The following is a 25,333-nucleotide window of genomic DNA, read 5'->3' as shown; positions in this document are numbered from 1 at the left end:
GCCCGCCGCGGACACGGGAACGTGCCGGGCATGAACTCCGACACCCCTCTCTCCCCGCGCCCCCTGCACCACCTCTCCGACGTCCGTCACCGTGTCATGACCGCACGTCAGCTGCGCGACCACGGTGTGTCCGGACCCACTGCCGGGGAGCGCTGCCGCCCCGGCGGGCCCTGGCAGCAGCTGCTGCCCGGCGTCTTCCTGCTCCGCACGGGGCCCGCCACCAGCGAGGAGCGGCTGCACGCCGCCCTGCTGTACACGCTGCCGCGCACCCAGGGCCGGCCCGTGCAGCCGGGCCCGGGCACCGCCACCGCCGCGGCCCGGGAGGCGGCGGCCGGCCCGTACGGGCCCGCGATGATCACCGGGGCGGCGGCGCTGGCCCTGCACCGCTTCACGTCCGTGCCCCCGCTGCTCGCCCTCGACCACATCGACGTGCTCGTGCCGCGCACCCGCCGGCTGCGGGCGTCCGGCTTCGTACGGATCGTGCGGGCGCACTCCCTGCCGCGCCCGCGGCTGGTGACCGGGCTGCCGGTCGCGCCGGTCGCGCGGGCGGTCGCGGACACGGTCGGGCAGCTGACCGACGCCTCGACGGTGCGTCGGCTGCTGGCGGAGTCGGTGCGCGGCGGTCACTGCGAAGCGGCCGCGGTCGTGCAGGAGTTGACGCGGGCGCGGCTGCTGGGGCGCTCCCACGTGGTGGACGCGGTGGACACGCTGCTGGCCGAGGGGCGGGCCGTCGCCGAGGGGCGGCTCTACGACCTGGTGCGCGACCACCAGCTGCCCGCGCCGCTGTGGAACGTGGACCTGCGGCTGCCCGGCGGCCCGCAGCTGGGCCGGGTGGACGCGTACTGGCCCGAGCACAGCGTGGCCGTGGAAATCGACGCGCGCACGCCCCGGCAGGACGAGGACGCGGTGTGGTCGGCGCAGTTCCGCAAGCGGGAGCACCTGGAGCGGCTCGGGGTGATGGTCGTGCACGTCACGCCGAAGAAGCTGCGGGAGTCGCCGCAGCAGCAGGCCGCGGTGGTCCGTACCGCCCTGATGGCGTCGGCCGACCGCGACCCTGCCGCGTATCTGGTGGTGCTGCCCCGGTGAGGCCGCCTCAGCGGCGGGACAGCAGGAGTTCGGTGTTGCGGTCGCCGGGCGCCCCGCCGAGGGAGGTGTCCGATCCGGGCGCGTTGAAGGCGAGTTCGCGGTAGAGGGAGGCGAGGCCGGTCTGGGAGAGGTCGCCGAAGTCGGTGCGGTAGGGCGCGGCGGACTCGATGAGGGTGGTGAAGAGCGAGACCGTCCCGTCGTGGTTGTCCGTGACCTCGATGACGCGCGCGAGCTGCGGGTAGTCGACGTGCGAGGCGGTGGCGATCTCCCAGAAGCTGCCGCGGGGGCGGATCCGGTTGCGGTGGCTGTGGCCGTTGATCCAGGCGAGGACGTTGCTGTGGTCCTGGAGGACGGCGATGAGCTCGTTGCCGTCGTGGCGGTCCTCGCCGGGGCGGGTGGGGTCGGGGGTGAGGTTGTCCATGCTCCAGCTGGGGTGGTGGCTGAAGACGAGGGCGTACTTGTCCTCGTAGCGCTTGAGGGTGTTCTCCAGCCAGCGCAGCTGTGCGGTGCCGAGCGAGCCCTGGTAGTGGCCGCCGGGGTCGGTGGTGTCGAGGCTGATGCCGATGACCTTGTCGGAGATCTTGAAGGAGTAGTAGAGGTTGCCGGTGTCGAGGTTCTCGCGGGTGTAGCCGTGGCCGACGGGGCCGCGGCCCTTGTAGCGCGGGTCGAGGTGGGCCGCCACGTACTGACGCGCCGTCAGCGGGACCCGGCGGGGGTCGGGGGTGACGGTTCGCATCTCCTTCTTGTGCGCCTTCAGCAGATCCTCTATGCGCTTGCCCTTGGGGTCGACGCCCTTGGACTCGCCCTCCATCAGCCACTTGGCCTCGGCGGCCGAGATGGTCTGGAGCTTCTTGCCGCCGGTCGCGGCCTCGGCGATGAAGGTGCCCGCGGCCGGGTAACAGCCGCCGGAGAGACCGTCGTGGTTGCCGTAGGTGGAGTACCAGGGCACGTTGAGGCCGGGGCTGTTGACCTGGCGGGTGGCCGCGCCGAGGTAGCCGGGGATGCGCGGGTAGCCGGCCTGCTTGTCCTGGTCGCGCAGGGCGCTCTCGGGCTGCCAGAACAGCTTCAGGCCGCTGTTCTGGACGCCCTCGTAGTGGCGCGGGTCACCGGTGTTGGGGGTCATGCGGCCGCCGCTCATCGCGGTCAGGAACCACTCCGCCTCGATCTTGGCGTTCTCGTCGCCGTTGTCGCCGGTGGTGATGACGAAGGACAGCGGCGAGCCCGTCGCGGGCCCGTGCCGGAGCCGGTTGACGCGCTCGATGAGCGAGACGACGCCGGGCAGGGTCAGCGCCTCGTGCGGCCGCCACGCGCCGGGCTCGCCGGCCCGGAAGAACTCGTAGCGCAGCGGGTGCTGGACATCCGTCAGGTGCAGGTCGGTGAACTGCACGAAGGACGCGAGGGTCGTGCGCCGGTCCTCGCGGCCGCGCTGCGGCTCGGCCAGCTCGGAGCGGGTCTGCCGGGGCCAGCCGGGGCCGTCGCCGAGCCGCCGGTAGCCGCCGGTGCCGCGCGGGGCGGCGACCGAGACGAGCGTGGTGCCGGCGCCGTTCGGGCCGTAGACGGACGCGGCGTTCGCGCCCGCGGAGGCGGCCGCCCCCGGGCCCGGATCCGGTGGCTGCGCCGCGGCCGGTACGGCGTCGGTCCCCAGGGCCAGGCCGATGCCGGTGGCGGCGGTCGCGGCACCCGCCGCCGCGAGGAACGTACGGCGGTCGAGGCGGGCGTCTGCGGATCTGTCGGATCTGCGGTGCATAGCGGTCTCCCCGAGTGCGAACGCGAAGCGGGCTACGGGCTGCGGAGCGTGCCGGCAGCGATCCTTCCTACCGAGGATCGTTGGCAGCGGGGGTGACCTGGGCGTGAACGCGGCCGCAACGGCCGCCGCCGATCACCGCACATCGATCTTGGCGAATGCGAACGGACATACAGCACTCGTCCCCTGGCGGACTGACGCTCACTCAGCGTTCACTCTCGGGGGGAACACTGGGCCGCCTTTGGGGCGCGTGCTGTAGTCCGTTTGCCCTACAGCCTCTGAGCTGCGAGAACGCGGCTGACCGCTTCACGGCCTCCGTCACGCTTCCTCCCGAGTGGCGCCTGGCGGGTTTACGCCATCCTTACCTTCGAGCTCCGACAACTCTCCCCAAACCCCCGTCACTTCCATAAAAGTGATCGGTCATCCGGCTCCGATTTCCGGACGTCCGCTGTTCAGCGGCACCTTCACGTCAATTTCAGCCAGGGATGGTCATGACCCCCGAATCCCGCACCACCCGCCCCGGCGGCTCCAGACGCACGGCGCGAATAGCCGTCGCGGCCTCCCTCGTGGCCGCCCTCTCGGCCGCGGGCGCGGCGCCCGCCTTCGCCGACGACCCGCTGCCCGCCCCGGGGCCCGTCAAGTCCCCGGCGGACAAGCTCGGTTCGCAGGACGCCGCGCTCCTCGCCGGCGCCAAGGCCGGCGGCGACAAGACGGTCACCATGATGATCGCCACCGCTCCGGGGCAGACCGGCCAGGTCACCGGCAAGCTCGGGGCCATCAAGGGCGCGTCCGTGGGCCGCACGGACGACAAGCTCGGCTACGTCCGGGCCACCGTGCCCACGGCCAAGGCGGACGCCGCCATCGCCGAGGCGCAGAAGCTGGGCTCGGTGCACGGCATCGACCTCAAGCAGGAGATCAAGCTGCCGGACCCGACGCCGCGCGCCGACGCGGCCGAGGGCGCCCGCCGCGCCGGGGCCGGCAGCCGCCCCGGGCCCGGCAAGGACACCCCGGCGAAGAACCCGTACCAGCCGGCCTTCGAGACCGGCGCCGTGGGCTTCACCGAGGACCACCCCAAGGCCGACGGCCGCGGCGTGACCACCGGCATCCTCGACTCCGGCATCGACCTCGGCCACCCGGCGCTCCAGAAGACCAGCACCGGCGAGCGCAAGATCGTCGACTGGGTCACGGCGACCGACCCGCTCACCGACCAGGACGGCACCTGGCTGCCGATGACGGCCGACGTCTCCGGGCCGTCGTTCTCCTTCAACGGCCGCAGCTACACGGCGCCCGGCAACGGCACCTACCAGGTCGCCCTCTTCCGGGAGAAGGTCACCGCCGGCGGCGACATGAAGGGCGACCTCAACCGGGACGGCGACACCACCGACTCGTGGGCCGTCCTCTACGACAAGGCGAAGGGCACCGTCCGCGTCGACCTCGACGACGACGGCAACTTCACCAACGACGAGGAACTGAAGCCCTACAAGGACGGCTTCCAGGTCGGCTACTTCGGCAAGGACGACCCGAAGACCCCGATCGCCGAGCGCATCCCGTTCGTCGTGCAGATCCGCAAGGACGTGCCGATGGACCCCAAGGGCGGCGACTGGATCGGCAAGAAGGCCGACTTCGTCAACATCGGCGTCATCGAGTCCGAGCACGGCACGCACGTCGCGGGCATCACCGCGGCCAACGGCCTCTTCGGCGGGAAGATGAACGGCGCGGCGCCCGGCGCCAAGCTCGTCTCCTCCCGGGCCTGCACCTGGACCGGCGGCTGCACCAACGTCGCCCTCACCGAGGGCATGATCGACCTCGTGGTCAACCGCGGCGTCGACATCGTCAACATGTCGATCGGCGGCCTGCCCGCGCTCAACGACGGCAACAACGCCCGCTCCGAGCTCTACACGCGCCTGATCGACACCTACGGCGTCCAGCTGGTGATCTCCGCGGGCAACAGCGGCCCCGGCGCCAACACCATCGGCGACCCCGGCCTGGCCGACAAGGTCATCAGCGTCGGCGCGTCCATCTCCAAGGAGACCTGGGCCGCCAACTACGGCTCGGAGGTGAAGACCAAGTACGCGATGATGCCGTTCTCCTCCCGCGGCCCGCGCGAGGACGGCGGCTTCACCCCGACGATCACCGCCCCGGGCGCGTCCATCAACACCACGCCGACCTGGGAGCCGGGCGCCCCCGTCAAGGAGGCCGGCTACGACCTGCCGCCCGGCTACGGCATGCTGCAAGGCACCTCGATGGCCTCCCCGCAGGCCGCCGGCGCCTCCGCGCTGCTGATCTCGGCCGCCAAGCAGAAGAACATGAAGCTCACCCCGGCCGACCTGCGCACGGCGCTGACCAGCACCGCCAAGCAGATCAAGGGCGCGCAGGCCTACGAGCAGGGCGCGGGCCTCATCAGCATCGAGGACGCGTGGGAGGCGCTGCGCGAGCACGCCACCGCCCACGACTACACCGTCAAGGCGCCCGTCTCCACCGCGCTGTCCGGCGCGCTGAAGACCCCCGGCTCCGGCACCGGCATCTACGACCGCGAGGGCGGGCTCAAGGCCGGCGAGACCCGTACGTACGAGGTCACGGTCACCCGCACCTCCGGGCCGGACAAGGCCGTGTGGCACGAGCTGAAGTGGCGCAACAACGACGGCACGTTCAAGCTCGACGGCGACGACGAGGTCAAGCTGCCGCTGAACAAGCCCGTGACCGTCAAGGTCAAGGCGAAGGCGAAGACGGCCGGCCTGCACAGCGCGATCCTCACCCTCGACGACGACCGCACCGAGGGCATCGACAAGCAGGTCCTCACGACCGTCGTCGCCGCGGAGCCCGTCGCCGCGCCCTCGTTCGTGGTCAAGAAGAGCGCCACGGCCGTGCGCAACGCCAGCACGTCGTACTTCGTCAGCGTGCCCAAGGGCGCGAAGACGCTGGAGGTCGCGCTCGGCGGCCTGGCCAAGGACAGCCAGACCCGGTTCATCGCGATCAACCCCTACGGCGTGCCCGTTGACGAGACCTCCACCGTCAACTGCTACCCGAACTACCCGAACCCGGCCAACAAGTGCCGCCCGGACCTGCGCAGCTACGCCAACCCGCTGCCGGGCGTCTGGGAGATCGAGGTCGAGTCGCGGCGCACCTCGCCGCTGCTGGAGAACCCGTACGCACTTGAGGTCACCGCGCTCGGCGTCACCTTCGACCCGGCGACCCAGACCGTCCCCGAGGCGAAGATCGGCACCCCGGCCGCCGTGACCTGGAAGGCCGTCAACGGCTTCGCCGCGCTCGACGGCACGCTCAAGGGCGGGCAGCTCGGCTCCTCGAAGATCGCCCGGCCGGTGATCAAGGAGGGCGAGAAGCAGGTCACCAAGGTCACCCTCGGCGAGGGCGTCAGCCGCTTCGACGCCGCGATCGGCGGCACCGCGGACGCCAAGGCCGACCTGGACCTGACCGTCTACAAGGACGGCAAGGCCGTGGGCTCCTCCACCAGCGGCGGCTCCGACGAGCTCGTGAGCCTGACCAAGCCGGCGGCGGGCGAGTACACCATCGAGGTCACGGGCTACTCGGTGCCCGCGGGCTCGACCGCGTACGACTACCGCGACGTGTACTTCGCGCCCTCGCTGGGCGAGATCAAGGTCGCCGACGGTGCGGCGGTCAAGCTCGGCGCCGGGCAGTCCGCGCAGGTCACGGCCGATGTCGTGGTCGCGGGGGCGGCTCCCGAGGGCCGGTCCTTCTTCGGTGACGTGCAGCTGGTCAACGCGGCCGGGACGGTCGCGGGGAACGGCAGCGTGAAGATCGAGAAGGTCACCGGCTAGCCGGACGCACCACACGGGCAGCCGATCGAGTCCGGTCAAGGCCGGTCAGGACTGATCGAAGGCCCATCAGACTGATCATGGAGGGGCGGGCGCACGGTATGGGCGCCCGCCCCTCGCGCGCTTCGAGTGCCTTTTCCCGCGCCCCTCCGCGCCCCTATCGCGACCCGGGTTCCCGGAGGAGATTCGAGCACAGGGTGCGCTTATGCCCTATTCGATGCGGTCTGCGGACCTTGCTGTCGAAGGGACGGTTCCGCCATGCCACAGGACCCCCACACCCCCGTCTCCAGCGAATCCCCGGCGGGCCTGCTGCCCGCCGACGGACAGCCCGTGTTCCAGCAGCCCGGCACGGGTGAGGGCGACGCGCCCGCCACGGGCAGCTCCACCGGCACCGAGCCCGTCGAGGGCTACCGGCTGCCCGAGGCGCCCGAGGGAGGAGACGCCTTCGGCGGCCCCCTGCCCGACATCGGCGAGGCCTCCTTCGGACCGCCGGCCGACCCGGAGACCGTCCACGGCCCGGACGACCGGGTCCAGATCACCAACACCTGCGTCTACCCCTGGCGCGTGCACTGCTTCCTGGAGATCACCGCCGCCGACGGCAGCGCCTGGCTGGGCACCGGCTGGTTCATCGGCCCGCACACCATCGCCACCGCCGGGCACGTCGTCTTCATCAAGAACAGCGGCGTGCCCGGGCGCGACGGCTGGGTCCGCAGCATCAAGGTCTGGCCGGGCCGCAACGGCAACACCGTCTGCTACGGGCCGGTCGTCAGCACGAACTTCCGGTCGGTGACCGGCTGGACCGGCAGCGGCGACGAGAACTACGACTACGGCGCGATCATCCTGCCCACGGACCTGGGCCTGCAGACCGGCTGGTTCGGCTTCGGCGTCTGGTCCGACGCGGACCTGCTCCAGGTCACCGGCAACATCGCGGGCTATCCGGGCGACAAGCCGTACGCCACGCAGTGGTACGACGCGCGCCGCATCGACTCGGTGGGCCCGCGCAAGGTCTACTACGACATCGACACCTTCGGCGGGCAGAGCGGCAGCTCCGTCTACCGGATCACCGGCAACGACCGGTTCGGGGTCGCCGTCCACGCGTACGGCGGGGCCCGGGTGAACTCCGGGACCCGGATCACCACGCCGGTCTACAACAACTTCGTGGCCTGGAAGGCGTGACCCGCCCCCGATGACCGAGCGCTCATGAGCCCCTCCCCGGCGCCCGCCGGCGTGATCCGCGGCACGGTCCGCGACGCCGCGGGCGCTCCCGTCGCCGGGGCCCGCGTGGCCTTCACCGACGGGCCGGTGCCCCTGCCCGACATCGCCGCCGTCACCGACGGCGAAGGCCGCTTCGCGCTCACCGCCCCGGCGGCGGGGACGTACACCCTCGCCTGCCGGGAGGCCGCCGGAGCGGCGTCGGCCCAGGTCAGGGTCGGCGGCACCGCGGAGCCCGGCGCCGCCGGCCGCCCGGAGGATGTCCGGGCGGACCTGCGCCTCGGCTGAAGATTTCCGGCGCCGCCGGGCCCTTCTCGCACACCGGTCAAAGGATTGGACTTTTGGGGCGGGTGTGACCACATGATGGAACCGGCGTGCCAGGCGGGACGTCCCTGGCAGCAGGTTGCATGTGATGTACATGAGTAGGGAGCCCTCATGAGGATCGGAATCGTCGGAGCCACCGGGCAGGTCGGCGGAGTCATGCGCAAGATCCTCGCCGACCGGGACTTCCCGGTCAGCGAGCTGCGGCTGTTCGCCTCGGCGCGCTCCGCCGGGTCCACCCTCCCCTGGAAGGGCACGGAGGTCACCGTCGAGGACGCTTCGACCGCCGACTACACCGGCCTGGACATCGTGCTCTTCTCCGCCGGCGGCGCCACCTCGCGGGCGCTGGCCGAGAAGGTCGCCGGCCAGGGCGCCGTCGTGATCGACAACTCCTCCGCCTGGCGCATGGACCCCGAGGTCCCGCTGGTCGTCTCCGAGGTCAACCCGCACGCGGTCAAGGACCGCCCCAAGGGCATCATCGCCAACCCGAACTGCACCACCATGGCCGCCATGCCCGTGCTGCGCCCGCTGCACGAGGAGGCCGGCCTGACGGGCCTCATCGCCACCACCTACCAGGCCGTCTCCGGCTCGGGCGTGGCCGGCGTCGCCGAGCTGCACACGCAGGTGTGCCAGCTTGCGGAGGAGGCCGACCAGCTCGCGTTCGACGGCGAGGCCGTCGAGTTCCCCGAGCCCGGCGTCTACAAGCGCCCCATCGCCTTCAACGTGCTCCCGCTGGCCGGCTCGATCGTCGACGACGGCCGCTTCGAGACCGACGAGGAGCAGAAGCTCCGCAACGAGTCCCGGAAGATCCTGGAGATCCCGGGCCTCAAGGTCTCCGGCACCTGCGTCCGCGTCCCCGTCTTCTCCGGCCACTCCCTCCAGGTCAACGCCCGCTTCGAGCGCCCGGTCAGCGTCGAGCGCGCGTACGAGCTGCTGGGGGACGCCCCCGGCGTCGAGCTCTCGGAGATCCCCACCCCGCTCCAGGCCGCCGGCAAGGACGCCTCCTACGTGGGCCGCATCCGCGTCGACGAGACCGCCGAGAACGGCCTCGCGCTGTTCCTCTCCAACGACAACCTCCGCAAGGGCGCGGCGCTGAACGCCGTGCAGATCGCGGAGCTGGTCGCCGCCGAGCGGAACGGCTGACGCCGGTACGCGGGACAACGGGCCGGGCACCCCCTCCGGGGTGCCCGGCCCCTGTGCTGTCCGGCGCTCGGCAATGACGTTTCCAGGACATCGCGCCCCGAGGAACCGCCTCCCACCCGGCTCCCCTGTGGCCGGACGACCGCACTCCGCATCAACTCCACGGCGCCCGAGGCGCTCGTCGTGGAAGGATGGCCGGAAAGTCGCGAAGTTAAGGAGATGCCCAGGTGCCTGGAACGAATCTGACCCGCGAAGAGGCACAGCGGCGGGCGGCGCTGCTGACCGTCGACTCGTACGAGGTCGACCTCGATCTGTCCGGCGCGCAGGAGGGGGGCACCTACCGCTCCGAGACCCTGGTGCGCTTCGACGCGGCCGAGGCGGGCGCGGAGACGTTCATCGACCTGGTGGCGCCCGCGGTGCACGAGGTCGTGCTGAACGGGACCGCCCTCGACCCGGCCGAGGTGTTCGCCGACAGCCGGATCGCGCTGCCGGGCCTGGTGGCCGGGCGCAACGAGCTGAAGGTCGTCGCGGACTGCGCGTACACCAACACCGGCGAGGGCCTGCACCGCTTCGTCGACCCGGTCGACCAGCAGGCTTACCTGTACACCCAGTTCGAGGTGCCGGACGCGCGGCGCGTCTTCGCCTCCTTCGAGCAGCCCGACCTGAAGGCCGTCTTCACCTTCACCGTGAAGGCGCCCGAGGGCTGGACGGTCATCTCCAACTCGCCGACCCCCGAGCGGCCCGCCGACCACGTCTGGCGCTTCGCCCCGACGCAGCGGATCTCCACCTACATCACGGCCCTGATCGCCGGCCCGTACCACAGCGTGCACAGCACGTACGAGAAGGACGGCCGCAGCATTCCGCTGGGCATCTACTGCCGCCCCTCGCTGGCCGAGTTCCTGGACGCGGACGACATCTTCGAGGTGACGCGGCAGGGCTTCGACTGGTTCGAGGAGAAGTTCGACTACGCCTACCCGTTCCCGAAGTACGACCAGCTGTTCGTGCCGGAGTTCAACGCGGGCGCGATGGAGAACGCCGGCGCCGTCACCATCCGCGACCAGTACGTCTTCCGCTCGAAGGTCACGGACGCCGCGTACGAGACGCGGGCCGAGACGATCCTGCACGAGCTGGCCCACATGTGGTTCGGCGACCTCGTCACCATGGAGTGGTGGAACGACCTGTGGCTGAACGAGTCGTTCGCCACCTTCACCTCGATCGCCTGCCAGGCCTCCGCCCCGGGCTCGCGCTGGCCCCACGCGTGGACCACGTTCGCGAACTCCATGAAGACCTGGGCCTACCGGCAGGACCAGCTGCCCTCCACCCACCCGATCATGGCCGAGATCCGCGACCTGGACGACGTCCTCGTCAACTTCGACGGGATCACCTACGCCAAGGGCGCGTCCGTGCTGAAGCAGCTCGTCGCCTACGTGGGTGAGGACGCGTTCTTCCGCGGCGTCCAGGCGTACTTCAAGGAGCACGCCTACAAGAACACGCGCCTGACGGACCTGCTCGGCGCGCTGGAGAAGACCTCCGGCCGCGACCTGACCACGTGGTCGAAGCTGTGGCTGGAGACCGCCGGCATCAACATCCTGCGCCCGGAGATCGAGACCGACGCGTCCGGCGTCATCACCTCCTTCGCCGTCCGCCAGGAGGCGCCCGCGCTGCCCGCCGGCGCCCAGGGCGAGCCGACGCTGCGGCCGCACCGGATCGCGATCGGCCTGTACGAGCTGGAGGGCGGCAAGCTCGTCCGCACCGAGCGGATCGAGCTCGACGTCGACGGCGAGCTGACCTCCGTCGACGCGCTCACCGGCAAGGCCCGGCCGGCCGTCGTCCTGCTCAACGACGACGACCTGTCGTACGCCAAGGTCCGCCTCGACGAGCAGTCGCTGGCGACCGTCACCGCCCACCTCGGCGACTTCGCCGAGTCCCTGCCGCGGGCCCTGTGCTGGGCCTCCGCGTGGGACATGACCCGCGACGGCGAGCTCGCCGCGCGCGACTACCTCGCGCTCGTCCTCTCCGGCATCGCCAAGGAGTCGGACATCGGCGTCGTCCAGTCGCTCCAGCGGCAGGTGAAGCTCGCCATGGACCTGTACGCCGCCCCCGAGTGGCGCGCGACGGGCCTCGCCCGCTGGACCGAGGCGGCTCTCGACCACCTGCGGTCCGCCGCGCCCGGCAGCGACCACCAGCTCGCGTGGGCGCGCGCGTTCGCGGCCACCGCGCGGACCGAGCAGCAGCTCGACCTGCTCCAGGGGCTCCTCGACGGCACCGAGAAGATCGACGGGCTCGCCGTCGACACCGAGCTGCGCTGGGCCCTCCTCGGGCGCCTCGCGGCGACCGGCCGTGCGGACGAGACGGCCGTCGCGGCCGAGCTCGACCGCGACCGGACGTCCGCGGGCGAGCGGTACGCGGCGGCGGCGCGGGCCTCCCGGCCCACCGCCGAGGCGAAGGACGCCGCGTGGAAGTCGGTCGTGGAGTCGGCCGCCCTGCCCAACGCGGTGCAGGAAGCCGTCATCGGCGGCTTCGTCCAGTCCGACCAGCGGGAGCTGCTCGCGCCGTACGTGGAGAAGTACTTCGCGGCGGTCAAGCCGGTGTGGGAGACCCGCAGCCACGAGATCGCGCAGCAGATCGCGGTCGGGCTGTACCCCGCGCTCCTCGTCTCCCAGGAGACCCTGGACGCGACGGACGCGTGGCTGGCGTCAGCATCCCCGAACGCGGCGCTGCGGCGTCTGGTGATGGAGTCCCGCTCGGGCGTGGAACGAGCGCTGCGGGCGCAGGCCGCGGACGCGGCCGCGGCGAGCTGACGCTCGCTGCGCGAAGGGTGCGGGGCACGCACCCTTCACCCCGCCGCGGCGGCGATCCGCCACAGCGGCGGTATTCGGCGGTGCCGGACCGGCCTGAGCCCGCACGGCACCGCCGGTCGCCGCCGCGGTGGTTGCGCGCCGCGGCGGCGGGTTCAAGGGTGCGTGCGGGCACCCTTGACCCGGTCCAGGCCCCGTCCGGAGGACGTACGGCACCGCCGGTCGCCACCGCGGTGGTTACGCACCGTGGCGGCGGGTTCAAGGGTGCATGCGGGCGCCCTTGACCCCGGATGCGGAGAAGGCTTACGCCTTCTCCGACCTCGCGGCGCGCCGCGCCAGCAGCGCTGCCCGGCGTTCGTCGAACTTCGTTGCCTGGGTGTCCAGATCGGTCATGAACGCGCCCAGTTCGTCCTGGGCGCGGAGGCCCTCCGGGCCCAGGCCGGTGATCTCCAGGACCTTCAGGAAGCGGAGGACCGGCTGGAGGACGTCGTCGTGGTGGATGCGGAGGTTGTAGATCCCGCCGATCGCCATCTGGGCGGCCGCCCGCTCGAAGCCGGGGATGCCGTGGCCCGGCATGCGGAAGTTGACGACGACGTCGCGGACGGCCGCCATCGTCTGGTCCGGCGCCAGCTCGAACGCCTTTCCGAGCAGGTTGCGGTAGAAGACCATGTGGAGGTTCTCGTCCGTGGCGATGCGGGCGAGCATCCGCTCGCAGACGGGGTCACCGGAGTGCCGCCCCGTGTTGCGGTGCGAGATCCGCGTGGCGAGCTCCTGGAAGGCCACGTACGCGACCGAGTGCAGCATGCTGTGCCGGTTGTCGGATTCGAAGCCCTCGCTCATGTGGGACATCCGGAACCGCTCCAGGGCGACGGGGTCGACGGCCCGCGAGGTCAGCAGGTAGTCCCGCATGACGATGCCGTGCCGGCCCTCCTCCGCGGTCCAGCGGTGCACCCACGTGCCCCACGCGCCGTCGCGCCCGAAGAGCTGGGCGATCTCGTGGTGGTAGCTGGGGAGGTTGTCCTCGGTCAGCAGGTTGACGACGAGCGCGGTGCGGCCGATGTCGGTGACCTTGGACTGCTCGGGGGCCCAGGCCTCCCCGCCCATGACGCCGTCGAAGTCGCGGCCGTCGCTCCAGGGCACGTACTCGTGCGGCATCCATTCCTTGGCGATCTTGAGGTGCCGGTTGAGCTCGGCCTCGACGACCTCTTCGAGCGCGTACAGCAGGCGGCTGTCGCTCCACACGGCCCGGGCATGGTGGCGGAGGGGGGCGATGGTCACGGACAGCTCCAGGGGATGATCGTACTTACGGCTCCGTAGGTTACGACACCGTAGGTTAAGCCGGCCGTAAAGCGAAATCCTTGGCTCCGGAATGAGGGCGGGAACACACCGCGGGACACACACCGGGACACACCGCAAAAGGACGCGCAAAAGCCCGGTGCCCCGGTCCTTGAAGGACCGGGGCACCGGGCTGAAGCGGAAACGGAGCGGCTAGCGCGTGCGCGGGTGGTGGGTGTCGACGGTGTGCGGGTTGTCCGAGTGCCTGGCGGCGACCATCGTGAGGCCGGCGATCACCAGGAAGAGGACGATCGGCGCGGCGACGTAGAGGCCGAGCGTGTTGATCACGCTCAGGCCCGGACCCGGGTCGTCACCGTCGTCGCGGGTGAGCGCGAACGCGGGGGACGACATCAGCAGCATCAGCAGCGTGCCGGCCGAGATGGCACCGGCTCGCACGGCGTTCTTGTTCTTAGAGCTCACGGCCTCAAGATATCGGGAGCATAAGAGGCCCGCGCGCCCGGGGGTGGGGCTACGGCTCCCCCGCCGCTCCCACCTCGGCCATCAGGGCCCGCAGGCGGGGCGAGGCCATGAGCTCCTCCAGGGACAGCGGGCGCGCGTCGGGCCCGGCGACGGGCAGCCGCCAGTTGGGGTACTCGTCCCACGTGCCCGGCACGTTCTGCGGCCGGCGGTCGCCGACCGCGTCGGGCAGCCAGACGCCGACGAGCCGGGCGGGGGTGCGCAGCAGGAAGCGGTGGACGGCCAGAACGGCCGCCTCCTCGCCGTACGGCCCCTCGGGCAGGAGCCCGAGCCGCGCGAAGAGCTCCAGCCACTCCGCCGCCTCGCGGGCGTCCTCCCGCTGCTCGTCGGCGAGCGGGCGGGCGAGCAGCCCCAGCCGGTGGCGCAGGCCGACGTGGTCGCCGCTGAGCCGGGCGGCGGTGCTGGGCAGGTCGTGCGTGGTGGCGGTGGCGAGGCAGCCGGCGCGCCACCGGCCGGGCGGCAGGGGCGCGGCCGCGGCGCTCGCCCAGTCCCGCTCGAACCACAGCACGGACGTCCCGAGCACGCCGCGCTCGGCCAGCTCCTCGCGCACCCCGGGCTCGACGGTGCCGAGGTCCTCCCCCACGACGGTGGCGCCCGCGCGGTGCGCCTCCAGGGCGAGGACACCGAGCATGGCCTCGGGGTCGTAGCGCACGTACGTGCCGCGCGTGGGCTCCTCGCCCTCGGGCACCCACCACAGCCGGAAGAGGCCCATGACGTGGTCGACGCGCAGCCCGCCGGCATGCCGCAGGAGGCCGCGCAGCGTCTCGCGGTAGGGGCGGTAGCCGCAGGCCTCCAGGGCGTCGGGGCGCCAGGGCGGCAGGCCCCAGTCCTGGCCGCGGGGGCTGAAGGCGTCGGGCGGCGCGCCGACGGACATGCCGGCGGCGAAGGCGTCCTGCTGCGCCCAGGTGTCCGCGCCGGAGGGGTGGACGCCGACGGCGAGGTCGTGGACGAGGCCGATGCGCATGCCGGCGGCGCGGGCGGCGCGCTGGGCGGCGGCGAGCTGCTCGTCGGTGAGCCAGGCGAGCCAGCGGTGGAAGCCGACGCGGCCGGCCAGGCGGTCGCGGGCGCGGGCGGTGGCGGCGGAGCGGGGGTCGGCGAGCCCGCCGGGCCAGGAGCGCCAGTGCGGGCCGTGCAGCTCAGCGAGGGCGTTCCAGGTGCAGTGGTCCTCCAGGGCGCGGCCCTGCTCGGCGACGAAGGCCTCGTAGGCGGCGCGGCGGGCGGGGGCGAGCGGCACGGTGCGGACGAGCTCCAGGGCGCGCCGCTTGAGCTCCCAGGCGGCGTCGCGGTCGATGAGCTCGCCCTTGTGGAGGACGGCGTCGCGCAGGGCGGCGGCCCGGCCGAGGAGCAGCCCGGCGCGCTCGCGGGCCTCGCCGGTGAGCAGGGCGAACTCGGGGACGTCCGTGACGCGCAGGTGGACGGGGTCGGGAAAGCGGCGGGACGAGGGCCGGTAGGGCGAGGGGTCGGTGGGGGTGCCGCCGGCGCCGGGGACGGCCGCGTGCAGGGGGTTGACCTGGACGAAGTCCGTGCCGAAGGAGGAGGCGGACCAGGTGGCGAGCGCGGCCAGGTCGCCGAGGTCGCCCATGCCCCAGGAGCGGGCGGAGAGCAGGGAGTAGAGCTGGAGGAGGAAGCCGTGGCCGCGCGCGGGCGGGGCGGGCAGCCGGCCGGGGGCGACGATCAGGGGCGCGGCGGCGGTGCGGCCGTCGGGGGCGTGGGCGCGCAGCAGGTGCGTGCCGGGCGGGAGGGCGGCGGGGGGCCGTGCGGCGTCCAGGACGAGGACGGCGCCGTCCTCGGTCTCCACGCTGGCCTCGGTGCCGGGCGGCAGCGCCGGGAGCGCGCCGCGGCCCGCGCGCAGGACCACGGTGGCGGGCAGCAGCCTGCGCCGGGCGGCTTCCTCGTGGGCGGCGAGGGCCTCGCGCGCGGCGGCGGGCGTGGCGGCGTCGACGCCGAGCGCGGCGAGGACGGCGACGACGGTGTCCTCGGGCACCTCCACGCTGCGGCCGGGCGCGGGGCCGTACGACGTCGCGATGCCGTGCAGTGCGGCGAGCCGCGCTCTGGCCGTGAGCACGTCGGCCATCACCACCTCCGCAGGTGTCCGTGCCGAAGGCCGTACCCGCCGCCGGGCGGCGGGACACCACTCGAATTCCCGTTCACCCGCGGACGTTCGGCTTTCGCCGTCGACGCGCCGGGCAATACAGGCACTTCGGTCACGTGCGTTGACACGCCCACCGGCTGGTGATGGGCTCGCCCCCGTCCGGAGTACCAAGAGGGCGAGGGAGACGGCCGTGCACTTCCGGGGCAGCGACTCCTGCGGCACCTCAGCCGGCGGCCACGGGCCCGCGCGGCCCCGGCGCGCCGGCGTGACCGTCCTGGCGGCGGCCCTGCTCAGCGGCCTGCTGGCGGGCGCGCCCGGGAGCTCGGCCGCGCCCCGTCCGGACGACGCCGCGGCCGCCGCGACCGACCCGCAGAGCGACGGCGCGCTGCCGCCGGTGTGGCCGCGGCCCCAGGCCTCGCGCGCGCTCGGCTCGTTCGCCCCGGCCGGCGACGAGGTCACGCTGATGGCGGAGCCGGGCACGGACCCGTACGCGGTCGGTGCGCTGCGGGAGGTGCTGCGCGCGGCGGGCGCCCGTACGGTCGTGGACGCGGCCCCCGGCGGGACGCCGCCCCCCACCGGGCTGATCGTCTACGCGGGCGGGCGGGGCGCCGAGGAGGCGCTGCGGGCGCTGGGCGCGCCGGAGGCCGGGGACCTGCCGGCCGGGGGCTACCGGCTGGCGACGGGGCAGGTGGCGGGCCGGCCGACGGCGGCGCTCGCGGGCGCGGGCGCCGACGGGCTGTTCCACGCGGTGCAGACGCTGCGGCAGCTCGCGGTGGAGCAGGGCGGCGCGAAGGGCTTCGCGGGAGCGGTGGTCCGCGACTGGCCGGGCACGGCCGTACGGGGTCTGTCGGAGGGTTTCTACGGCGAGCCGTGGACGCGCGAGCAGCGGCTGGCGCAGCTGGACTTCATGGGCCGCACCAAGCAGAACCGCTATCTGTACGCGCCGGGCGACGACCCGTACCGGCAGGCCCGCTGGCGCGCCGCCTACCCCGCGGCGCAGCGCGCGGAGTTCCGGGAGCTGGCCGAGCGGGCGCGCCGCAACCACGTGACGCTGGGCTGGGCGGTGGCGCCGGGGCAGGCGATGTGCTTCTCGTCGGCGGAGGACCTGCGGGCGCTCAAGCGCAAGGTGGACGGCATGTGGGCGCTGGGCTTCCGGGCGTTCCAGTTGCAGTTCCAGGACGTGAGCTACAGCGAGTGGCACTGCGGGGCGGACGCGGACGCGTTCGGCTCGGGGCCGAAGGCGGCGGCGAAGGCGCAGGCGAAGGTCGCGGGCGCGCTGGCGGCGCACCTGGCGGCGAAGGGGGCGGAGGCGGCGCCGCTGTCGCTGCTGCCCACCGAGTACTTCCAGGACGGGCGGACGGCGTTCCGGCGGGCGCTCGCGGAGGAGCTCGACCCGCGCGTGGAGGTGGCGTGGACGGGCGTCGGGGTGGTGCCGAAGACCATCACCGGGGGCGAACTGGCCGACGCCCGGGCGGCGTTCGGGCACCCGCTGGTGACGATGGACAACTACCCGGTCAACGACTTCGCGCAGGACCGTATCTTCCTCGGCCCGTACACCGGCCGCGAGCCGGCCGTCGCGGCGGGCTCCGCCGCGCTGCTGGCCAACGCCTCCTCGCAGGCCGCGGTCGCGCGGATCCCGCTGTTCACAGCGGCCGACTACGCGTGGAACCCGCGCGGCTACCGCCCCCAGGAGTCGTGGCGGGCCGCGGTCGACGACCTGGCCGGGCCGGACCCGCGCACCCGGGAGGCGCTGCGGGCGCTGGCGGGCAACGACGCGTCGTCGGTGCTCGGGGGCGAGGAGTCGGCGTACCTGCGCCCGCTGCTGGACGCGTTCTGGACCGCCCTGTCGGGGACGGACGCCGCGGCGCGGGACGAGGCCGCGAAGCGGCTGCGGGCCGCCTTCGCGACGATGCGGGACGCCCCGCAGCGCCTGTCCGGAACCTTCGGCGGCGAGGTCGGCCCGTGGCTGGAGCAGCTCGCGCGGCACGGCGAGGCGGGAGCGCGGGCGCTGGACATGCTGCTCGCGCAGGCGCGCGGCGACGGCGCGGAGGCCTGGCGGGCCCAGTTGGACGTGCAGCGGTTGCGCGGGCGGGTCGAGGACAGCCCGGTGACGGTCGGCAAGGGCGTCCTCACCCCCTTCCTCGACCGGGCGCTGGCCCGGGCGAACGGCTGGACGGGCGTGGACCGGCCGGTCCGCTCGGCGGGCGCGGCCACCGACGGCGACCCGGCCACCTCGTTCACGGGCGCCGCGGGCGAGCCGCTGACCGTACGGCTGGGCGGGCCGCGGCCGCTGACGGCCGTCACGGTGCTCACCGCCCCGGCGCCCGGCGCGCGCGGCACGGCCTGGGCGCACGACGCCGCCAAGGGCTGGCAGCCGCTGGGCGCGGTGTCGGACAGCGGCTGGACGCAGGTGCCGGGCAAGGGCCTGACGGCGGACGCGCTGCGGGTGGTGTGGGAGGGGAACGGCACGCCGCCGCCCGTCCACGAGATCGCCCCGTGGTTCGCGGACACGCCCACGGCGGACGTCGAGCTCTCGCGCACGGAGGCGGACGCGGAGCTCGGCGGGGACCCGGCGACGGTGGACGTACGCATGATCAACCGGCGGCCGGAGCAGGTGCGGGAGAAGCTCACCGTGCGGGCGCCCGACGGGGTCCGGGTCACGGCCCCCGCCGAGGTGAGCGTGGCGCGCGGCGGGGTCGCCACGGCCCGGATCGAGCTCGCGGTCCCGGCGGGCGGCTCGGCCCGCACCTTCACCGTGCCGGTGCGCCTGGGCGACCAGGAGCGCACGCTGACCGTGCGGGCCTATCCGCGGGCCGGCGGCCCGGACCTGGCACGCGGCGCGGCCACGAGCTCCCCGGGCGGCGACGGCCTGTGGCAGCTGGAGCTGGCCCGTCCCGTACGGCTGGGGCGGCTGGTGCTGCACTGGAAGGACGGGCGGGACGGTCAGGATGCGGCCCGCTGCCGCGTCCAGGTGTCCGCGGACGGCCGCACCTGGCGGGACGCGGCCGTGTCCTGCGGCAAGGGAGGGACGGAGCCGGTGCGCGTGGACGCGCCGGACACGCGCTTCGTCCGCGTACAGGGCGGGAAGGCGCTCCAGGGCGTGGAGGCGTATGCGGTGATGCCCTAGCCCGCCCCTGCCGTGGAACGCGGCAGGAGCGGGCCGGAGGCGGGCAGGGGCAGAGCAATGGCCCGGAATCCTCAGGCGGAAATGCCGTCGATCCGGGCCATCGCGTCCTCCGCGCCGAATGCCTCCAGATAAGGCAGCCAGCGCGGATCCCTATGGCCCGTGCCGATGATGCGCCAGGCCAGGCCGGACGGCGGCGCGGGCTGGTGGCGCAGCCGCCACCCGAGCTCGGCGACGTGCCGGTCGGCCTTGACGTGATTGCAGCGGCGGCAGGCCGCCACCACGTTCTCCCAGGCGTGCTGGCCGCCGCGGCTGCGCGGGACCACGTGGTCGACGCTGGTTGCGACGCCACCGCAATACGCGCAGCGCCCGCCGTCACGGGCGAAGAGAGCACGGCGGGTGAGCGGGACGGGCCCCCGAAAGGGCACGCGCACGAAGCGTTTGAGGCGGACCACGCTGGGAGCGGGGATGGTGCACGTTGCGCTGTGCATATAGGCGCCGGTGTCCTCAAGGCTGACGGCCTTTTCATTGAGGACGAGTATGAGCGCGCGGCGGAGCGGTACGACGCCGAGCGGCTCGTACGACGCGTTGAGGACCAGGACATGCGGCACGGGTGCCTCCTTGTACGCCGGCGGCGCGTGGCTCGCGCCGGGACGATCTCCTGCAAGTGTCCCCCGGCCCCTGGTCGGAGCGCCACCATGACCAGGTAACGGGTCACGGGTGTTTTGGAACACATCTTGTTCATCCCCCGCTCAGGACCGGTCGCATCTCGAACACAGCAACGGACGATCACCTGGGCCCCGATAGTCTTGGGGGCCTGCCCGCCCGCGTCAGCGGGCCGGCATCACACACGAAGGGTTCCTGCAGTGTTCTGGTCCGCCGCCCTGGCCGCAGAAGACGCGACGCCCCGTCCCGTCTCTCTCGACGAGGCACAACGGACGGCGAACGACGCCGCCGGCTGGGTCGAGGAGAACTGGTCCATCTGGCTCAGCAACAGCCTGCGCATCATCCTGATCGTGGTCATCGCGGTCGTGATGCGCTCGCTGATCCGGCGTGCCATCACCAAGCTCATAGCGCGGATGAACCGCACGGCCTCGGCCGTGGACGGCACGGCCCTCGGGGGCCTGCTGGTCAACGCGGAGCGGCGCCGGCAGCGCTCGGAGGCCATCGGCTCCGTGCTGCGCAGCGTCACCTCGTTCCTGATCATGGGCACGGCGGCGCTCACCGTGCTGTCCGTCCTGAAGATCAATCTGGCCCCGCTGCTGGCGAGCGCGGGCGTGGCGGGCGTGGCCATCGGCTTCGGCGCCCGCAATCTGGTCACCGACTTCCTCTCCGGCGTCTTCATGATCCTTGAGGACCAGTACGGCGTCGGCGACTCGATCGACGCCGGAGTCGCCTCCGGCGAGGTGATCGAGGTGGGCCTGCGCGTGACGAAGCTGCGCGGCGCGGACGGCGAGATCTGGTACGTCCGCAACGGCGAGGTCAAGCGCATCGGCAACCTGAGCCAGGGCTGGGCGACGGCGGGCGTCGACGTCCAGGTCCGCGCCGACGAGGACCTGGACCGGGTGCGCGAGGTCCTCACCCGTACGGGCGAGGAGATGCAGAAGTCCGAGCCGTGGACGGAGCGGCTGTGGGAGCCCATCGAGGTCCTCGGCCTGAACGCGATCTACCTGGACTCGGTGGTCATCCGGGTGTCGGCCAAGACCATGCCGGGCAAGGCGCTGGGCGTCGAGCGGGAGCTGCGCTGGCGCGTCAAGCAGGCGCTGGACGCGGAGGGCATCCGGATCGTCGGGCGCCCGGGGGAGGCGAATCTGGAGGTGGGAGCGGCGGACCCGATGGCGGCCGTCGCGGCCCCGTCCGCCCTGGCCAACCCGGCCTCGCCGCAGTCCATGGCGACCACGCCGATCCCGCTGGCGCCGCCGGGGATGCCGCTGGGCAAGTGACGCGGCGGCGCCGCGTCACGCCCTGCCCCTAGGCCCGGCCCTGCCCGACCTTGCCGAGGAAGTCGTCCAGGTTCCCGCGCATGCGGGCGATCCGCTCCTCGACGCTCAGGGTCTCCTTGTAACGCATCGCCATCTGCGGGACCTTCTTGCCGCGCACGTAGAGCGAGCAGGCCAGGTCCGCGCACATGTACGCGCCGACCGTGTTGCCTTCGCGCCCGGCGGGGCCGACCCGCCTGGCGGCCAGCAGGGAGACGCCCGAGCCCGGGTGGCTCGTCAGGCACAGCGAGCACATCGTGGCCTTCGCCATGCTCCGCGGCCCGCCCTGCGGCACCCGCAGCGTCACGCCCGTCAGCTTTCCCTCGCGCTCGGCGACGACGTAGCCGCGGTCGGGCGCACCCGGATCCCGCCAGCCCAGGAAGTCGAGGTCCTCCCAGGGGAGTTCGGAGAGGTTCCGCGGGAGGGCGATCCGGCGGGCCTCGCCCTTGGAGCAATTGATGAAAGACGCGCGTATGTCGTGGTCGGCGAGCGGTTGCATGGTCAGGGAAATTAACATCGTCCGGGCGGTTCGTCGCCCGGTTTTCGGGCGGACCCGTTGACGCCCGGCCCGGCGGCCGCTTACGCTCCCGGTCATCGATAGGAAAGTTTCCTAACAGATCCTGACAGATCGTGGAGCCGACGAGATGGCCGGAACCCCGGGGACGCCGCGCGTGCTGCGGGCCATGAACGACCGCGCCGCCCTCGACCTCCTCGTCGCCCACGGCCCCCTCACCCGCACCCGCCTCGGCGAGCTGACCGGCCTGTCCAAGCCCACCGCCTCCCAGCTGCTCACCCGCCTGGAGACCGCCGGCCTGGTGCGCCGCACCGGCAGCGTCACCGGGCGGCCCGGCCCCAGCCCCCAGCTGTACGAGATCGACCCGGGCATCGCCCACGTCGCCGCGCTGGCCGTCGACCCCGAGGGCATCACCGCGCTGGTCGCGGACATCGCGGGCACGGTCGCCGGCGAGCACCGCGTGCAGCCGCAGGAGGGCCGCGAGACGGCGGAGCTCGTCGCGCAGGCCGTCGACGGCGCCCTCGCCGCGGCCGGGCTCGGCCGGGACGCCCTGCGCCACACCGTCATCGGCACCCCCGGCGCCCTCGACCCGCGCACCGGCGTCCTGCGCTACGCCCCGCACCTGCCCGGCTGGCAGTCGCGCACCCTGCGCGGCGAGCTCACCGCGGCCCTGGGCACGCCCGTCGTCATCGAGAACGACGTCAACCTCGCCGCCGTCGCCGAGCAGCACGCCGGCGCGGCGCAGGGCTGCGGCGACTACGTCCTGGTGTGGGCGGACGACGGCGTCGGCGCAGCGGTCGTGCTCGGCGGCCGGCTGCTGCGCGGCGCCACGGGCGGCGCCGGCGAGATCGGCTACATGCCGCTGCCGGGCGCGCCGCTCGCCCGCGGCGGGGACGACGCCACGGCCGGCCCCGACGGCGGCGGGGGCTTCCAGATGCTGGTGTCCTCCTCCGCCGTCGTCGCGCTGGCCCGCTCCCACGGCATCGAGGCCCGTACGGCTGCCGAGGCGCTCGCCCGCGCGGCGGAGCTGCCGGGCGCCGGCGACGACGTCTTCGCCGAGCTGGGCCGGCGGCTGGCCACCGGGCTCGCGGCCGTCGTCGCCGTGGTCGACCCCGCGCTCGTGGTGCTCTCCGGCGCGGTGTGCCGGGCGGGCGGCGAGCGGCTGCGCGCGATGGCCGAGGCCGAGCTGACCGGGCTGGCCCTGCCCCGGCCGGAGCTGCGGCTGAGCGCCGTGGAGGGCCGCCCGATCCTGACCGGCGCGCTGCGGACGGCGCTCGCCGCGGCCCGGGAGACCGCGTTCGACACGGCCTGAAGTCCTGGCCTTACGGCCTCGTCGCCCCGCCCCGGGGCGACCGACGAAGGAGTCACGGTTGAAGCTCGCAGTGGTGGGTGGCGGCTCCACGTACACCCCCGAACTCGTCGACGGATTCGCCCGGCTGCGCGATGTGCTGCCGGTGACGGAGCTCGTCCTGGTCGACCCGGACGCGCGGCGGCTGGAGCTCGTCGGCCCGCTCGCCCGGCGGATCCTCGCCCGGCAGGGCCACCCCGGGCGCGTCACCTGGACCGCGGACCTGGACGCGGGCGCCGACGGCGCGGACGCCGTCCTGCTGCAACTGCGCGTGGGCGGCCAGGCGGCCCGGCTCCAGGACGAGACGTGGCCGCTGGAGTGCGGCTGCGTCGGCCAGGAGACCACCGGCGCGGGCGGGCTCGCCAAGGCGCTGCGCACGGTCCCGGTGGTGCTGGACATCGCCGAGCGCGTACGGCGGCGCAGCCCCGGCGCCTGGATCGTGGACTTCACCAACCCGGTCGGCATCGTGACCCGGGCGCTGCTCGCGGCCGGGCACCGGGCCGTGGGGCTGTGCAACGTGGCGATCGGGTTCCAGCGGAAGTTCGCCCGGCTGCTCGGGGTGGCGCCCGGGGAGGTGGCGCTGGAGCACACCGGCCTCAACCACCTCACGTGGGAGCGGTCGGTGACCGTGGGCGGGCGGGACGTCCTGCCGCGGCTGATCGCCGAGCACGGGGACGCGATCGCCGCGGACCTGCGCATGCCGCGCGCGGTCATGGACCGGCTCGGCGTCGTGCCCTCCTACTACCTGCGCTACTTCTACCGCCACGACGAGGTCGTCCGGGAGCTGCGCGACGGGCCGTCGCGGGCCGCCCAAGTGGCCGCCATGGAGCGGGAGCTGCTGGCCCTGTACGCCGATCCCGCGCTCGACGAGAAGCCCGCGCTGCTGGAGAAGCGCGGCGGCGCCTTCTACTCGGAGGCGGCGGTCGCCCTGACCGCGTCCCTGCTGCGGGACACCGGCGACGTGCAGGTCGTCAACGCCTTCAACAACGGCACCCTGCCCTTCCTCCCGGACGACGCCGTGATCGAGGTGCCGGCGGCCGTGGACGCGCGCGGCGCGCACCCGCTGCCCGTACGCCCGCTGGAGCCGCTCTTCGCGGGGCTGGTCGCGAGCGTCACGGCGTACGAGCACCTGGCGCTGGAGGCCGCGCTCAAGGGCGGCCGGGAGCGGGTGTTCGCGGCGCTGCTCGCGCACCCGCTGGTCGGGCAGCTCGACCACGCCGACCGGCTGACCGGCGCCCTCCTCGCGCACAACAGGGAACACCTCGCGTGGGCGTGACGCGCTCGGACGGCGCGCTGCTCGCCGTCGACGCGGGCAACAGCAAGACCGACGTGGTGCTGGTGGGGCCGGACGGGGCGGTGCTGGGGGCGGCGCGCGGCGGCGGGTTCCAGCCGCAGGCCGGGAACGTGCGCAGCGCGGTGGACGGCCTGGCGGAGCTCGTGGAACGGGCCGTGGCGGACGCCGGCGCGGCCGGGCGGCCCGCCCCGCTCCCGTACGCCGCCCGCGTCCAGGCCTGCCTGGCCAACTGCGACCTGCCGGTGGAGGAGGAGCGGCTGACCGCGGAGATCGCCGCCCGCGGCTGGGGGCGGGCGGTCGCCGTCGCCAACGACACCTTCGCGCTGCTGCGGGCGGGGCTGCCCGACGGGGGCGAGCCGGTGGGGGTCGCGGTGGTGTGCGGGGCGGGCATCAACTGCGCCGGGCTCGGCCCGGGCGGGCGGACGGCCCGCTTCCCGGCGCTCGGGCGGCTCTCCGGCGACCGGGGCGGCGGCACGGACCTGGCGGAGGAGGCGCTGTGGTGGGCGGCGCGGGCGGCCGACGGCCGCGGCGGGCCCACCGCGCTGGCGGACGCCCTGCCCGCGCGCTTCGGCCTGGCCGGAATGCCCGCGCTGATCGAGGCGCTGCACCTGGGCGCGGTGGCGGCGGCGCGGCGGCACGAGCTCGTGCCGGTGCTGTTCGCGGTGGCCGCCGCGGGTGATCCGGTGGCCCGCGGGATCGTGGCCCGGCAGGCGGAGGAGATCGTCGCCATGGCCGCGGTCGCGCTGGGGCGGCTGGGCCTGCTGGGGGCACAGGTGCCGGTGGTGCTGGGCGGCGGTGTGCTCGCGGCCCGGCATCCCCTGCTGCACGAGCAGGTGGCGGCCGGGCTGGCGCGGCGCGCGCCGGGGGCCGTGCCGGTGGTGGTGACGGCGCCGCCGGTGCTGGGCGCGGCGCTGCTGGCGCTGGACGGCGCGGGGGCCCCGGCGGCGGCGTACGGGCGGCTGCGCGCGCACTACGCGTAGGGCCGGGCGCGCGGCGGCGGTCCGTACGGCGCGGGGCGCGGAGCCTGGGCGGCGAGGGGGCGCGGAGCGTGCGCGGCGCGGAGGGCGGAGATCCG

Annotated in this window: 17 protein-coding genes; 11 read left to right on the top strand and 6 right to left on the bottom strand. The window is 74.0% G+C overall.

The genetic code is table 11. The annotated features are described in order from the left end of the window. Positions 1-30: 30 nt before the first annotated feature. On the top strand, positions 31-1,086 hold the full coding sequence (locus D7231_RS29520; protein ID WP_120758673.1) for a hypothetical protein: 1,056 nt from the start codon (positions 31-33) through the stop codon (positions 1,084-1,086). A 7-nt stretch (positions 1,087-1,093) separates the two neighbouring features. Here the strand turns inward: D7231_RS29520 and D7231_RS29515 are convergent, their stop codons facing one another. Further along, complete coding sequence (locus tag D7231_RS29515; protein WP_120758672.1) at positions 1,094-2,833, bottom strand: TIGR03767 family metallophosphoesterase; 1,740 nt, start codon at positions 2,831-2,833, stop codon at positions 1,094-1,096. Positions 2,834-3,321: 488 nt separating this feature from the next. Between D7231_RS29515 and D7231_RS29510 the strand changes: the two genes are divergently transcribed. From D7231_RS29510 to pepN, 5 genes are all read left to right on the top strand, one after another. Beyond that, positions 3,322-6,627, top strand: a complete 3,306-nt coding sequence (locus D7231_RS29510) for a S8 family serine peptidase (RefSeq protein WP_120758671.1) — start codon at positions 3,322-3,324, stop codon at positions 6,625-6,627. A 255-nt stretch (positions 6,628-6,882) separates the two neighbouring features. Beyond that, on the top strand, positions 6,883-7,800 hold the full coding sequence (locus D7231_RS29505) for a trypsin-like serine peptidase (RefSeq protein ID WP_120758670.1): 918 nt from the start codon (positions 6,883-6,885) through the stop codon (positions 7,798-7,800). Between the two features lie 24 nt (positions 7,801-7,824). Then, the gene (locus tag D7231_RS29500) at positions 7,825-8,124 is read left to right on the top strand and encodes a carboxypeptidase-like regulatory domain-containing protein (protein WP_120758669.1); all 300 of its coding nucleotides are present in this window, start codon (positions 7,825-7,827) and stop codon (positions 8,122-8,124) included. A 147-nt stretch (positions 8,125-8,271) separates the two neighbouring features. Next, the gene (locus D7231_RS29495; RefSeq protein ID WP_120758668.1) at positions 8,272-9,300 is read left to right on the top strand and encodes an aspartate-semialdehyde dehydrogenase; all 1,029 of its coding nucleotides are present in this window, start codon (positions 8,272-8,274) and stop codon (positions 9,298-9,300) included. 224 nt (positions 9,301-9,524) lie between these two features. Then, on the top strand, positions 9,525-12,098 hold the full coding sequence (gene pepN, locus D7231_RS29490) for an aminopeptidase N (protein ID WP_120758667.1): 2,574 nt from the start codon (positions 9,525-9,527) through the stop codon (positions 12,096-12,098). Positions 12,099-12,398: 300 nt separating this feature from the next. On the opposite strand, the gene D7231_RS29485 is transcribed toward pepN, so the two are convergent. From D7231_RS29485 to malQ, 3 genes are all read right to left on the bottom strand, one after another. Continuing rightward, the gene (locus tag D7231_RS29485; protein WP_120758666.1) at positions 12,399-13,373 is read right to left on the bottom strand and encodes an acyl-ACP desaturase; all 975 of its coding nucleotides are present in this window, start codon (positions 13,371-13,373) and stop codon (positions 12,399-12,401) included. A 210-nt stretch (positions 13,374-13,583) separates the two neighbouring features. After that, the gene (locus D7231_RS29480; protein ID WP_078660181.1) at positions 13,584-13,790 is read right to left on the bottom strand and encodes a hypothetical protein; all 207 of its coding nucleotides are present in this window, start codon (positions 13,788-13,790) and stop codon (positions 13,584-13,586) included. Between the two features lie 109 nt (positions 13,791-13,899). After that, complete coding sequence (gene malQ, locus D7231_RS29475; protein WP_120758719.1) at positions 13,900-15,981, bottom strand: 4-alpha-glucanotransferase; 2,082 nt, start codon at positions 15,979-15,981, stop codon at positions 13,900-13,902. Positions 15,982-16,273: 292 nt separating this feature from the next. Here malQ and D7231_RS29470 point away from each other — a divergent pair, with 292 nt between their 5' ends. Then, the gene (locus D7231_RS29470) at positions 16,274-19,126 is read left to right on the top strand and encodes a glycoside hydrolase family 84 protein (RefSeq protein WP_391473676.1); all 2,853 of its coding nucleotides are present in this window, start codon (positions 16,274-16,276) and stop codon (positions 19,124-19,126) included. Positions 19,127-19,197: 71 nt separating this feature from the next. Here D7231_RS29470 and D7231_RS29465 read toward each other — a convergent pair whose 3' ends face one another. Next, complete coding sequence (locus tag D7231_RS29465) at positions 19,198-19,734, bottom strand: HNH endonuclease (RefSeq protein WP_030366446.1); 537 nt, start codon at positions 19,732-19,734, stop codon at positions 19,198-19,200. Positions 19,735-19,989: 255 nt separating this feature from the next. On the opposite strand from D7231_RS29465, the gene D7231_RS29460 reads away from it, so the two are divergent. Further along, positions 19,990-21,066, top strand: a complete 1,077-nt coding sequence (locus D7231_RS29460; RefSeq protein WP_120758665.1) for a mechanosensitive ion channel family protein — start codon at positions 19,990-19,992, stop codon at positions 21,064-21,066. A gap of 28 nt (positions 21,067-21,094) precedes the next feature. On the opposite strand, the gene D7231_RS29455 is transcribed toward D7231_RS29460, so the two are convergent. Beyond that, positions 21,095-21,601, bottom strand: a complete 507-nt coding sequence (locus D7231_RS29455; protein ID WP_120758664.1) for an FBP domain-containing protein — start codon at positions 21,599-21,601, stop codon at positions 21,095-21,097. 145 nt (positions 21,602-21,746) lie between these two features. Here D7231_RS29455 and D7231_RS29450 point away from each other — a divergent pair, with 145 nt between their 5' ends. From D7231_RS29450 to D7231_RS29440, 3 genes are read left to right on the top strand one after another with little or no spacing between them, the layout of a single operon-like run. After that, on the top strand, positions 21,747-22,928 hold the full coding sequence (locus D7231_RS29450) for an ROK family transcriptional regulator (protein ID WP_241999987.1): 1,182 nt from the start codon (positions 21,747-21,749) through the stop codon (positions 22,926-22,928). Positions 22,929-22,986: 58 nt separating this feature from the next. Further along, the gene (locus D7231_RS29445; protein ID WP_120758663.1) at positions 22,987-24,240 is read left to right on the top strand and encodes a 6-phospho-beta-glucosidase; all 1,254 of its coding nucleotides are present in this window, start codon (positions 22,987-22,989) and stop codon (positions 24,238-24,240) included. Beyond that, on the top strand, positions 24,231-25,238 hold the full coding sequence (locus D7231_RS29440) for an N-acetylglucosamine kinase (protein WP_120758662.1): 1,008 nt from the start codon (positions 24,231-24,233) through the stop codon (positions 25,236-25,238). Before D7231_RS29445 ends, D7231_RS29440 begins: the two co-directional genes overlap by 10 nt. The last annotated feature ends 95 nt before the right edge of the window (positions 25,239-25,333 follow it).

This window comes from Streptomyces klenkii (genome assembly GCF_003626645.1).
Classification (GTDB): Bacteria; Actinomycetota; Actinomycetes; order Streptomycetales; family Streptomycetaceae; genus Streptomyces; species Streptomyces klenkii.
This window is presented reverse-complemented; position numbering and strand designations above follow the sequence as displayed.

What these genes read in the sequence shown, in the direction of transcription:
- D7231_RS29520 (WP_120758673.1), top strand. Translation starts at nt 31, where the DNA reads ATGAACTCCGACACCCCTCTCTCCCCGCGCCCCCTGCACCACCTCTCC.
- D7231_RS29515 (WP_120758672.1), bottom strand. Translation starts at nt 2,833, where the DNA reads ATGCACCGCAGATCCGACAGATCCGCAGACGCCCGCCTCGACCGCCGT.
- D7231_RS29510 (WP_120758671.1), top strand. Translation starts at nt 3,322, where the DNA reads ATGACCCCCGAATCCCGCACCACCCGCCCCGGCGGCTCCAGACGCACG.
- D7231_RS29505 (WP_120758670.1), top strand. Translation starts at nt 6,883, where the DNA reads ATGCCACAGGACCCCCACACCCCCGTCTCCAGCGAATCCCCGGCGGGC.
- D7231_RS29500 (WP_120758669.1), top strand. Translation starts at nt 7,825, where the DNA reads ATGAGCCCCTCCCCGGCGCCCGCCGGCGTGATCCGCGGCACGGTCCGC.
- D7231_RS29495 (WP_120758668.1), top strand. Translation starts at nt 8,272, where the DNA reads ATGAGGATCGGAATCGTCGGAGCCACCGGGCAGGTCGGCGGAGTCATG.
- D7231_RS29480 (WP_078660181.1), bottom strand. Translation starts at nt 13,790, where the DNA reads ATGCTGCTGATGTCGTCCCCCGCGTTCGCGCTCACCCGCGACGACGGT.
- malQ (WP_120758719.1), bottom strand. Translation starts at nt 15,981, where the DNA reads ATGGCCGACGTGCTCACGGCCAGAGCGCGGCTCGCCGCACTGCACGGC.
- D7231_RS29455 (WP_120758664.1), bottom strand. Translation starts at nt 21,601, where the DNA reads ATGCAACCGCTCGCCGACCACGACATACGCGCGTCTTTCATCAATTGC.
- D7231_RS29450 (WP_241999987.1), top strand. Translation starts at nt 21,747, where the DNA reads ATGGCCGGAACCCCGGGGACGCCGCGCGTGCTGCGGGCCATGAACGAC.